This window comes from Kushneria phosphatilytica, assembly GCF_008247605.1.
Lineage (GTDB): Bacteria > Pseudomonadota > Gammaproteobacteria > Pseudomonadales > Halomonadaceae > Kushneria > Kushneria phosphatilytica.
Genome location: NZ_CP043420.1, coordinates 3119977 through 3131447 on the forward strand (window position 1 = coordinate 3119977; position 11471 = coordinate 3131447).

Sequence of the window (11471 nt, forward strand, 5' to 3'; positions counted from 1 at the left end):
GTGACTTATGGCACTTTTACTTAGCGACACCCATGGACAAAAATTGATCAGATGGGCATGAAATGGGCTGTGATGGGCATAGCCAAGGCAACATTTAAGGCAACATTTTTAGCCCTTCCAGAAGGGTTTATCTCCCATTCCTGAGTCTTCCATCATCACCTCGCCCACGTCTCTCTTTCCGTATGGTCAAAACGCAACAAATCGCAACGTTTTCCCCTGCTCCAGTCTTCCACGCAGCCCGTGCTGCGGCTGGCGTTGTAGAATCTGCGGCACTGCATCAAAACCGACCCATTTAGCGCGCAGGCGGGGCGGGGAGTCGACGGCGCGCCGGCGGCTTAGGATGCAGCCAACCAGCTGTGGATAAGGTGAAGCATGGTAGAGCGGGTGATCGGTAATGCGGGACAAGAACTGAACGCTCAGTACAGTCTCGAAATCATTCAGGGCTTGGAGGGATTGGTACTTGCCTCTCGTAGTGGCAACCATCGAAACAGCGATTACGGTACCGCTCTGACAATACTACTCCAACGATGCCAAGCTATCGGGCTCGACTCGCTTTACATCTATGTCGTCTCACAGCTCATGCTGAAAGCACGCTCTTCTATTGAAGAGCTAAGCATCGCGATCGATGGGCGCAGGGATATCCCTCTGCAATCCTTCGACTGCATACGGCTTCATCATCTCATTGGTAGAGAGCAGGAGAAAATCAGAGCGGATTCTGACTCACCAGCCAAAGGCGGGAACCGCACCAAGCGAATCCTCCTGCACCATCCAAACGCTGATAGAGCATTCTGGAATGATATAGCGAACGCTTCACACCTTGGGCAGCAAATACATGCAGGCACCAAACCTTCCGAAGCACCGAGCGACGACAGTCACACATTACTTGGCACGACTATGCCAAAAGCTGCCGCTCGAACAGTAGTCACCTATGCCCGGGATCCGAAGGTGGTGGTTTGGGTAATAGCTCAGGCACAAGGTATATGTGAATTTTGCGGTTCGAGCGCTCCCTTTCACCGCAGTGATGGAACTCCCTATCTCGAAGTACATCATGTCCGACCGCTTGCTGCAGGTGGCAGTGACACCACCACGAACACAGTTGCCGTTTGCCCAAACTGCCATCGACGCTTCCACCATGCCGCCAATCCAGATGAGCTGATTACGGAGGCCATCCAGCAAGTCGATCGGCTCATAGATGAACGATAAAAGCCGCCCATTTGGGCGGCCCTTCGAGACTCCGTTCCTATCGATTCGAGATGATCAGCTCTCCTCGAGGCTCGGTGGCCTGCTTCCCGTTTTGATAGCGCAAGGTCGTGCGTCGGATACTCAGTCCCTCGAAAGCCGCGTGCATTTCGGGGATATCGTTCACGCTGATCACTACCTGCCCTTTGGCATCATGAGCCAGCTGCGCCATACGATCGTACTGCTCGAGTCCAAAGTCGACACCGTAGCCGGCTGTCCCCCAATAGGGCGGATCCAAATAGAAAAGCGTGCCTGGCCGATCGTACCGACTGATGCACTCCGCCCAGTCCAGGTGTTCGATGAGCGTGCGTGACAATCGAAGATGAGCCGCGCTGAGATCTTCTTCGATGCGCAATAGATTGAGCCGGGGCGGACTGACTGCAGAGGTGCCAAAGGTCTGCCCCTCTACCCTTCCCCCGAAAGCCAGCTTCTGCAGGTAGAAAAATCGCGCGGCCCGTTGGATATCAGTAAGGTGACGCGGCTCTATCTCACGCTGAGTCAGATATTCCTCGCGACTTACCAATCCCCAGCGAAACTGTTTCACCAGCTCTTCAAGATGATGCTTCACGATGCGATAGAGGTTGATCAGCTCGCCATGGGCATCATTGATCACTTCCACAGGACTGGGCTCCTTCATGAAGAAAAGGGCAGCCCCGCCACAGAACGGTTCTACGTAAGCCTGGTGCGGCTGGAAAATCGGCAGGATCTGTTTGGCCAGACGGCGCTTGCCGCCCATCCACGGAAGAATCGGTTTGGCGTGTAAGGTCATACTGCGACACCCTGAGTCAGGCCCGTCAGAAACGGGCAACTAATAGAATCGTGGTGTCAGTGGCTTGCCTGTCTCGCATCCCTGACGCGCCCGGCCAGCCCCGCCGGGCGCACCTTCACTCCATTGGTAGACGTTCATCCGCAGTGCCGCTCAGATCATACGGCCGAAACCGCACCACCCTTTCCCCCACGATGTCGTTGATCTCTTCGAACACCGCCTGCAGCGGTTCGAGCTCGTTGGTCACGAACACCCGTGCCGCCTTTTCGATGTCGCCAAATCCGCCGGTATTGTTCGGGATGATCCCCATCAACTGCGGCGGTACCCGGTGACCGGCCAGGGTGTCATCGCGGGTCGTGTTTTTGATGTTCGCGAACTCGTCCTTCGCGGCAACCTCGCTGATCGGGATGATCTGCACCCCGTCCTTTTTGCCATTCGGTGAATGCAGGAACAGGTTCCGGAAGTTGCCCACGCCCTTCGAGTTCTTCAGCGCCTCGCGCATCGCATCGATGTCTTCCTGATTCTGCGCGGCATCGCTGACGTACATCACGAAACCGGCGTGGCTACCATTCAGGTAATACTTGCGGCGGAACAGCGTGGCGTTCTCGTTAAGCAGGATCGACTGCATCGCGCCGAGGTAATCCGGCACGCCATAGATCTCCTGATTGATGTCCGGTTCCAGCAGATGGATCACCGAATCGCGCTCGAACTCATTGGGCAGTTGCCAATTTGTAACCCACCAGAACTGCCCCACCTCGGTCCCGCGTCGCACGTACTTCGCCCGCGCCGGGCGCAGGTCGAGCAACCGACCCAGCTGACCCCGCACCTGCTCTAGATACGCATTGCCGAACACCAGATAATCGGTTACCAGCTCCCGGAATGCCCGGCGCCCGAGTAGCGGATGTGGAATAAACGACCGGCTCAGAATGTTGCGCTTCACTTGCAGCCCGCTGCCGTGGTGCGCTGTCGCCCGATACATTTTGGCCAGTGCGGGCAGATCGATCGGCGGCTCATACCAGCGCGCATTCATCATCCAGCAGCCGGTATAGAGAAAATCAGCCAGGTCGGTGACCGGTACCGGCTCGCCGAACGTGAACGCCTCCGCCCGCGCCGGTGCCGGCGCTGCGGGCTGCTGCTCGAACTGCGCATACATGCGCTGACGCGGCTTATCTGCCGTGGCGGTCATTCAGACATCTCCATAATCGAGCCGCCGCGCTCACCCTCGGCGAGTACGTCGATCGGCTCATTGTTGAGGGCATGCATCGTCGCCCACGCGAGATCCGCGTGGCCGGTCTGGGCGTTGCGCCCGGCGGAATAGGTGAACTGCCGGCCGCTCGCGGTGAGCTCGCGGCGGATGGCAGTGAAACTTTGGGCGATGATCACGTCCCGGCTGTCGAACTCCAGCCGGCCACGTTCGATGATGTGCTGTGCCTGTCGCACCAGTGCCGCTTTCGAATCCGGCGTGTAGCGATAGCGCGTCACGCGTGGGAACCATTTGGCGACCAGCTGGGCAACGGCCTCGCCCATGCCATTGGTATCGATACCGATGAACTGGACGTTATACCGGCGGCTGACTTCGTGGATAAACTCGGCCTGGGCTTCGTAGTCATGGCCCTTGATCCGATGCTTTTCGAGTATCCGGTGCCGGTCATTGCGATTCTTCGCCGGGGCCAGCACGACCAGCCCGGCACCGTCGCTGCCCTCGCCGTCGCCCGCCGGGTCATAACCCAGCCACACCGGGGCATTCCCGAACGGCCGCGCGGCAAATGGCTTCCAGTCGCGCCAGAGATCCCACGAATCGACCATGCAGCGCTGCATGGTCATCATCGGGAATGCCGACTGCGAATCGTCGACGAACTCGCACATCAGCAGGTTCGCGAACTCGTCATCCGAGTACTCCAAGCGCAGCTGATCGAGGTCGAAGAGATCACAGCCCCCGGCAGTGGCATCCTCGATGGTCACGATCTGGCGCCACTGGCCGTCGCCGCAATGTGCCCCACCGGCCAGCGCCGCGTGGCTCACATCGATTTCGATCCGATCCGCCTTGGCCCGGCGCTTGTTGAACCGCTCGCCAGTCCAGAACGGATAGGCCTCGTGGGCCACGGACGACGGCGTGCTGAAGTAGGTCTGCTTCCACTTCTTATGCATCGCCATACCGCTGGTGACCTTCCGGAACTGCTCGAAGCCGTTGATCCAGAAGTATTCGTCGAGGTAGGTATCGCCGTGGTAGCCCTGCGCCGTTTTCGCGTTCGTGCCGAGGAAATGCAGCTCGGCGCCGTTGGCCAGCACAATGGGGTCGCCCTTGAGCTCGACGCCGGTCGTCTCTTTGACGAACTGAACGATGTAGTTGCGGAAGATGTGCGCCTGCGCCTTGCTCGCGCTCATGAAAATCTTGTTCTTGCCGGTCTCCACCGCATCGGCAATGGCCTCGCGGGCGAAATACCAGGTCGCGCCGATCTGGCGCGATTTGAGCAGGTTGCGGATGCGCTCATGTTGCCCGGCCCGGTACCAGTGGCGCTGATAATCAAACAGTGACGCCTCGAACGCCTCGACGATCTGGATCACGCCCTCATCGCCGACATCGTTGCGCGCGGGCTTCTTCTTCTCGCCGGTGTTGCGCCGCTCGATGTTCGGGTTGAGATCCGCTTCGCGCCCGGTTTCCTCGTACCGATGCACCCGAGCCAGCCGCTCGATCTGCCGGCCCAGCAGATCGATTTCCTTGAAGTCTCTCCCCTCTTTCGCATCCTTCGCGATCAGCTGGACCATCCGCGCTTCGAGCGCCCCCTCGACCCGTTGCGAAGGTGAGGCGTCATCCCACTTACCACGCTGCTTCCAGCTCGCGATGGTGCCGCGCGGCACGTCCAGAAACTCGGCAATGCGCGACATGCGCCACCCCATCCAATACAGGTGGCGCGCGCTCAGCCGGGTGGCGTCGGCCTGGTCCATCGTGAGTTCGGGCGATTCTACTGTGTCGGTCATCGCGGGGCCTTCGGTCGTCATGCGGCCAGCGTACCGACCTGCCGCCTACCGATATTGGCCCCCGGCTTGTAACCCTCGGTTCTACAACGCGGAAGCGTTGAGGGATGTCAGCGGAGCGCGGAACCTGACGCCCATACAGCACCGCACCGCCCCGAGGACACTCAATGAAATGGTTCCGCATCGCCACCGAAGGCGCGACAACAGACGGCCGGAAGATCACGAGCCAGTGGCTCGAACAGATGGCCAAGAACTTCGATCCGGAGAAATACGGGTGCCGGGTCAATCTCGAACACATTCGGGGTGTGCTGCCGGATAGTCCGTTCAAGGCCTACGGCGATGTGACCGCGCTGAAGACCGAAAAGAACAGCGACGGCAAGGTTCAGCTGCTAGCGCAGATCAACCCGACCGATGAGCTGAAGGCGCTCAATGACAAGCGCCAGAAGATCTACACCTCGATGGAAGTGGATCCGGAATTTGCCGACACCGGTGAAGCCTACTTGGTCGGCCTGGCCGTGACCGATTCGCCCGCGTCACTCGGTACCCAGATGCTGCAATTCAGTGCCGGGGCCGGTGATGCCTCCCCGCTGGCCGGTCGCAAGCAACGCGCCGAAAACCTGTTCTCCGCCGCCGTGGAAACCGAACTCGATTTCTCCGAGGGCGATCCCGAGCCCGACAAACGACCCTCGCTGCTCGACAGCGTCAAGGCGCTGTTTAAAAAGCACGACGCCAAAACGCGTGAAGGGTTTGCCGCTTTCAAGGGCGATCTGGAGCAGACCCTCGGCGTTATCGTCGAGCGCTATGGCGCCCTCGAAACCGAGCTGGAAAAGCGCCCCACCATCGAGGAGCACAGCGAACTGAAGCAGGCGCACGACCAGCTCAAGGCCCGCTTCGATGAGCTGTATGCCCAGCTCGACAACAGCCCACGCCATCACTCGCGCACGCCGGCTACCGGCAGCGACGGCACTATCGAAACCGACTGCTGAGAGACCACCGCCTCATGCGTAACGAAACCCGCATCCTGTTCAACAAGTTTGCCTCGCAAGTGGCGACGCTCAATGGCGTGCCTGACGCCACTCAAAAATTCGCTGTCGAGCCCACTATTCAGCAGCGTCTGGAAAAACGGATTCAGGAATCCAGTGACTTTCTGAGCCGCATCAACATGATCGGCGTCGACGAGTTGAAAGGTGAAAAACTGGCTCTGGGTATCTCGGGCCCTATCGCCGCCCGTACCGACGTTTCCAAACAGGACCGCAAGACTCGCGACCTGTCTACGTTGGATGCTCAGGGATACGAGTGCCGGATGACCGAGTTCGATACTCATGTTGGCTACTCCAAGCTCGATGCCTGGGCCAAGTTCCCCAATTTCCAAGCGCTGATCCGCGACGCGATCGTTCAACAGCAGGCGTTGGATCGATTGATGATTGGGTTCAATGGCAAATCGGCAGCGGTACAGACCGACCCCGCGGCCAACCCCATGCTTCAGGACGTCAACATCGGATGGCTCCAGCATTACCGTACTCAAGCGCAGAAAAGGGTTCTCCAGAAAGGCAAAAACGGCGCCGGAGTAGTGATCGACCCCACGAAAGCCAAGGATGCCGACGGCAATACCAGCGGTATTGTTGGTGACTACGCCACGCTCGACGCTTTGGTCTATGACGTCGTGAACAACCTGATTGAGCCTTGGTATCGCCGCGCTCCCGGGCTTGTGGTGATCGTTGGGCGCAGCCTCATGGCGGACAAGTATTTCCCCCTGCTTAATCAGAGCCTACCCAGCGAACAAATGGCTGCCGACATGGTAATCAGCCAGAAACGTATCGGCGGACTGCAGGGAATAGACGTCCCCTATTTCCCCGATAACGCGCTCATGGTTACCACGCTCGATAACCTATCGCTCTACTGGCAAAACGGTGCTCGGCGCCGCTACGTCTCCGAGAATCCCAAGCGTAATCGGATCGAGAACTACGAAAGCTCCAACGATGCCTATGTCGTCGAAGACTTTGGTGCCGGCTGCCTGGTCGAGAATATCGAGCTCTCTCCTACCGCACTCAACGGTTAAGGAAGGGCAGTAATGACAAGCCTCGCTCGACGCCACTTCCAACGTGTCTCGGCCGCACAGGCGGCCGAAGACGCTGGCAACCAGCCGATGCACGGCGATGCCTTCGAGCTCATGCAGGCACAGCTGTTCGAGGATTATCGCCGGCTGAAATCCATCCATTCGGTCGAGCGCAAGATCGAGGTCAAGCGCGAGCTGCTGCCGAACTACGCCGAGTACGTCGATGGCGTGCTCGATGCCGGTCAGGGTGCGCAGGATGAGGTGCTGATGCGCGTCATGCTCTGGCGCATCGATGTCGGCGATATCGACGGCGCCCTGCCGATTGCCCGCTACGCCATGCGCTATCAGCTCGATCCCGGCGAGCAGTTCCAGCGCTCCACCGCCGCGATCCTCGTTGAAGAGTCCGCCGATCAGGCACTCGCACTGCCCGACGATGACGACTCCTTGCTCGATGCTTTGATCGAGATCGACGCCCTCACTCATGAGGCCGACATGCACGACCCCATCCGGGCCAAATTGCACAAGGCACTGGGCAACGGCCATCGCGCACGTGGCGAGCTCTCCGACGCCCTCACGCACTACCAGCGCGCGCTGGAGCTCAATGACCGAGTGGGCGTGAAGAAAGACATCGAGAAGATCGAGCGCGATATCGCCAAACAGCAGGACCCGCAACCAGACACCAGCCCCGAGGGCTGAACCCGAGTCGACCGCCGACGCCAGGGGGCACGACGGCGACGGAAAGCACCACGCTCTCCCGAAGCCGTCGTCCACCCCCTGATTAATCCCGAGGCCCTGCAATGAGCAGCTTCATCGCCACCGGCAACACCAGCGCCCGCGCCGCCGAGCCGATTGAGAACAACGGATTCTGGCCCGAGATCGACCCCGCCGATTTTCGCGCCACGCATCGCATCGACGGCACCGTCACCCCGGTGCGCGTGCAGGACGTGCTGCTGACCGCAATGGCAACGACCAATCGCATCCTGCGGCATTGGCAAGCCCAGCAGATCGAGGCCGGCTACCTCACTGCCGAGGCAGTACCTGCCCCGGACTGGCAGCCGCCCAACATCTACCCAGCGCTCTATCAGCGCGCCGTGTTTGCCGAGGCACACGCGCAGCTCCTTGAGCGTTACCGCGACTACGACGCCACAGCCAGCACACGGGATCGCGGCGATCTCAATGAGTACACCGGCGACAGCTACCGGCGCGACGCCCGCTATGCCGTGAGCGAGATCACCGGCCGCAGCCACGTCACCGTGGAGCTGATCTGAGATGGCCCGCACGGTGCGCAGCCAGCAGGGCGATACTCTCGACCGGCTCTGCCAGCGCTATTACGGCCGTACCGACGTGACCGAACGCGTCTATGCCGCGAACCCCGGGCTCTGCGAGCTTGGGCCGATCCTGCCGATGGCCACGGCCATCACCCTCCCCGACATCACAACGCCTGCGCCGAAGGCGCGGACCGTGCAGCTGTGGGACTGACGCCATGACCACACGCACCCGAAACCACCGACAACACCAGCCCGATCCAATCGGCGTGCTGATCACGCTGCTCATAGCCTACGCAGGAACACTTATGGCCAGCCCGCTCCAAATCACTACCGAGGTCGGCCGGAACACGCCGCCGCTACTTGTCACCATCCTGCACGCCGGTGGCATGACACCGGCGGACTGGGTCAGTGTGCTGACGCTGCTTTATCTGCTGCTGCAGCTGGGACTGGTTGGCCAGAAGTATCTCGAAAAGATTCGCGACTGGTGGCGCGGCCGCCATGGCGGAGGCAGATGAGAAACATCGGACGCTGGGCGGGTGGTGGCGCCATTGGGGTCGTCGCCGGTGGCGCCCTGTCGCTCGCAATCGGCGTGGTCAAACACTACGAGGGCACCAGCCTCGAATCCTACGCCGACCCGGTCGGCATCCCGACAATCTGCACCGGCCACACCGGCCCGACCGTCAAATTGCATCAGACCAAGACGCAGCAGGAGTGCGACGACCTGCTCGCCGGCGATCTCGGCCGGGCATTCGATGCGATCAACCGCTACGTCGATCCCGGCATCAACCAGAACATGCCGACACCCCGCCGGGCGGCGCTGGCCAGTTTTATTTTCAACGTCGGGCCGGGCGCGTTTCGGGACTCGACACTGCTGAAGCGACTCAACGCTGGAAAGCCTCGTGCGGCGTGCAATCAGCTGATGCGCTGGGTCTACGCCGACGGCCGCAAACTAGCCGGGCTGGTCAATCGCCGCGCGGCCGAACGCAAGCTCTGCATGCAGGGGCTCGACCAATGAGCGGGCTGCTGGGACGCGTGCTCGGCGCGATACCGATCAGGGTCTGGCTGATCATCGCCGGTACCGGGCTCGCCGGCGCCGGTGGCTGGTATGCCTGGCATGAATACCGCACTGCCCTCACGGACGCTGCAACGGCTCGGCAGGCTCGCGATACCGCACTCGCGGAATCCGCGCAACGCCAGCTGGTGATCGATGCCCTCTGGGATAACGCCCAGCGTCTCGAAACCCAGCGACGGGCGCTGGCCAACACGAAAGCCGCCCTCGAGCGCGTCGCCTCCGACCGACTGGAGCAGATCAGGAGCCTGCAGCATGACAACGAACAGATTCGCCAGTGGGCTGACACTCGCCTGCCTGATCGGGTTATCCGGCTGCGCAACCGCCCCGCCGTCACCGGCGCCGCCAATTATCGTCAAGCGCTGCGCGACGCCGAGCCCCTGCACCCTGCCGGCGAGCCATCCCATGACCAACGGTGAACTGCACCTGCAATTGGAGAAGACGGAAGCCGCCTGGGCGAGCTGTGCCGCCGAGGTGGACGCCATCATCGCCTGCCATACAGCGGAGCCCGGGGAATGAAAAAGCTCACAGCGCTACGCCAATACCTGATCGACGCCGTACCGCACCTGCAGCGCGACCCGGATAGCCTGCTGACCTTCGTCGAGGACGGCACCATCGAGTTCGCGCGCGGCCCCAATCTCTCCCACGGCTACACCTTCACCGCCCAGTTGGTGCTGACCGATTTCGCCGATGAGGTGGATACCATCATGATCCCGCTGCTCGACTGGCTCTCGGTCTATCAGCCCGATCTCGACCCGCAGCAGGCCGTGTCATTCGAGGCGGAGATCCTCAATAACAGCGCTGTCGATCTCGCCCTGCGCGTGCAGCTGACCGAGCGGGTGGTCGCCAAACGCGACTGCGATACCGGGCAGATCCGGGTCGATCACCGCATGCCGCGATTCGAGCGCGAGGAATGCCCCGCTCCGCACTGGCAGATGATGATTCGCGCCCCCGGCGACGAGGACTACACCCCGGTAGCGGAGTGGGATACCCCGGGAGGCAGCGATGGCATCTGACGACATGCAGCAGCTCGACGACTGGCTCGCACCGCTGATCGCTCGGCTCGATGCGCACGAACGCCGCCGCCTCGCCCGGGTGGTCGCCACTGACCTGCGCCGCGCCCAGCGCGAGCGCATCAAACGCCAGCAGAACCCGGATGGCTCGGATTTCGCTCCGCGCAAAAGCCGCGACCGGCAGGGTGCGATTCGGCGCGGCGTCATGTTCAGCAAACTACGCACCGCCAAATACCTGCGCACCCGAACATCGCCCGACGGCGCGACAGTGGGATTTTTCGGCCGCGTGGCCAGCATCGCCCGCACACACCAGTACGGCCTGCGCGACCGCGTTACCGAGAATGGACCGCGAGTGAAATACGCCCAGCGTGAATTGCTGGGGTTTTCAGAGGCCGACCGCGAGCACGTCCGCGATCTGATCCTCGATCACCTCGGCGGCGCGCTGTAACGCCCGGTTCTACAACGCACAGCGCTCGCCATCGGTGCCAACGCTGCCGACGATAGCCCCATACCCATCAGCACCCGGTACGCCCATGAATCCTGTCGAGCTCGCCCGACTGCTGCACAACCTGATCCGCCTCGGCACCGTGGCCGAGATCGATCACGCTGCCGTGCGTGTGCGAGTGCAGTGCGGCGACCTGCTGACCGACTGGCTGCCGTGGCAGGTCGACCGCGCCGGCGCGACCCGCAGCTGGAACCCGCCGACCGTTGGCGAGCAGGTCGTGCTGCTGGCCCCGGGCGGCGAGTTGCGTGCGGCTATAGTGCTGCCGTCGGTCAACTCCGACGCGTACCCCGTGCCTGTCCATGACCCGAACCTGACCCACTGGCTGATGCCCGACGGCGCCGTGATCGAGTACGACCACAAGGCCCATCATCTGCGTGCTGATCTGCCCGGCTCGGCATCCGTCGCTGCGCCCAAGGGCGTGAAGATCACCGGCCCGGTCACCATCGACGGCACCCTCCACACCACCGGCAAAACGACCTGCGATGCCGACGTGGTCGCCTCGGGTATCAGCCTGGTCCACCACGTCACCACCGGCGTCGAGTCCGGTTCGAGCAAATCGGGGCCACCGGAATGAGCGGC

Annotated in this window: 15 protein-coding genes and 1 pseudogene; 13 read left to right on the forward strand and 3 right to left on the reverse strand. The window is 61.6% G+C overall.

Annotated elements, in window-relative coordinates:
* Positions 1–372: 372 nt before the first annotated feature.
* Positions 373–1203, forward strand: a complete 831-nt coding sequence (locus FY550_RS14435; RefSeq protein WP_070978107.1) for an HNH endonuclease — start codon at positions 373–375, stop codon at positions 1201–1203.
* Positions 1204–1240: 37 nt separating this feature from the next.
* Here FY550_RS14435 and FY550_RS14440 read toward each other — a convergent pair whose 3' ends face one another.
* The 3 genes from FY550_RS14440 to FY550_RS14450 form a co-directional block, all read right to left on the reverse strand.
* On the reverse strand, positions 1241–2008 hold the full coding sequence (locus tag FY550_RS14440) for a DNA adenine methylase (protein WP_070978105.1): 768 nt from the start codon (positions 2006–2008) through the stop codon (positions 1241–1243).
* Between the two features lie 115 nt (positions 2009–2123).
* Positions 2124–3191 carry a phage portal protein gene (locus FY550_RS14445; protein WP_199287814.1) on the reverse strand — a complete coding sequence of 356 codons (1068 nt, stop codon included), beginning with the start codon at positions 3189–3191 and terminating at the stop codon, positions 2124–2126.
* A complete protein-coding gene (locus tag FY550_RS14450) occupies positions 3188–5005 on the reverse strand; it encodes a terminase large subunit domain-containing protein (protein ID WP_407657370.1) in 1818 nt (605 codons plus the stop codon). The genes FY550_RS14445 and FY550_RS14450 overlap by 4 nt, the downstream gene beginning before the upstream one ends.
* Before the next feature lie 143 nt (positions 5006–5148).
* Between FY550_RS14450 and FY550_RS14455 the strand changes: the two genes are divergently transcribed.
* From FY550_RS14455 to FY550_RS14505, 12 genes and pseudogenes are all read left to right on the forward strand, one after another.
* Positions 5149–5967: a GPO family capsid scaffolding protein gene (locus tag FY550_RS14455; protein WP_070978100.1), complete on the forward strand. Its 819-nt coding sequence runs from the start codon at positions 5149–5151 to the stop codon at positions 5965–5967.
* A gap of 14 nt (positions 5968–5981) precedes the next feature.
* Complete coding sequence (locus tag FY550_RS14460) at positions 5982–7040, forward strand: phage major capsid protein, P2 family (protein WP_070978098.1); 1059 nt, start codon at positions 5982–5984, stop codon at positions 7038–7040.
* Between the two features lie 12 nt (positions 7041–7052).
* Positions 7053–7733 (forward strand): phage terminase small subunit, encoded by a 681-nt coding sequence (gpM, locus tag FY550_RS14465; RefSeq protein WP_070978096.1) that lies wholly within the window; start codon positions 7053–7055, stop codon positions 7731–7733.
* A gap of 101 nt (positions 7734–7834) precedes the next feature.
* Positions 7835–8305, forward strand: coding sequence for a head completion/stabilization protein (locus FY550_RS14470; protein WP_070978093.1), 471 nt, complete (start codon positions 7835–7837; stop codon positions 8303–8305).
* Position 8306: 1 nt separating this feature from the next.
* On the forward strand, positions 8307–8516 hold the full coding sequence (locus FY550_RS14475) for a tail protein X (RefSeq protein ID WP_070978091.1): 210 nt from the start codon (positions 8307–8309) through the stop codon (positions 8514–8516).
* Between the two features lie 94 nt (positions 8517–8610).
* Positions 8611–8820, forward strand: a complete 210-nt coding sequence (locus FY550_RS16915; protein WP_070978089.1) for a hypothetical protein — start codon at positions 8611–8613, stop codon at positions 8818–8820.
* Entirely contained in the window at positions 8817–9320 is a 504-nt protein-coding gene (locus FY550_RS14485; RefSeq protein ID WP_070978087.1) for a lysozyme, read from the forward strand. The genes FY550_RS16915 and FY550_RS14485 overlap by 4 nt, the downstream gene beginning before the upstream one ends.
* Positions 9317–9757 (forward strand): annotated as a pseudogene (lysB, locus tag FY550_RS14490) (Rz-like lysis system protein LysB); the annotation flags it as partial. The gene FY550_RS14485 and the pseudogene lysB, both read left to right, overlap by 4 nt.
* Positions 9675–9893, forward strand: a complete 219-nt coding sequence (gene lysC / locus FY550_RS17120) for an Rz1-like lysis system protein LysC (RefSeq protein WP_267902466.1) — start codon at positions 9675–9677, stop codon at positions 9891–9893. The pseudogene lysB and the gene lysC, both read left to right, overlap by 83 nt.
* Positions 9890–10390, forward strand: coding sequence for a phage tail protein (locus FY550_RS14495; protein ID WP_070978083.1), 501 nt, complete (start codon positions 9890–9892; stop codon positions 10388–10390). Before lysC ends, FY550_RS14495 begins: the two co-directional genes overlap by 4 nt.
* The gene (locus FY550_RS14500) at positions 10380–10835 is read left to right on the forward strand and encodes a phage virion morphogenesis protein (protein ID WP_070978081.1); all 456 of its coding nucleotides are present in this window, start codon (positions 10380–10382) and stop codon (positions 10833–10835) included. The genes FY550_RS14495 and FY550_RS14500 overlap by 11 nt, the downstream gene beginning before the upstream one ends.
* 85 nt (positions 10836–10920) lie before the next feature.
* Positions 10921–11466, forward strand: coding sequence for a phage baseplate assembly protein V (locus tag FY550_RS14505; protein WP_070978078.1), 546 nt, complete (start codon positions 10921–10923; stop codon positions 11464–11466).
* The last annotated feature ends 5 nt before the right edge of the window (positions 11467–11471 follow it).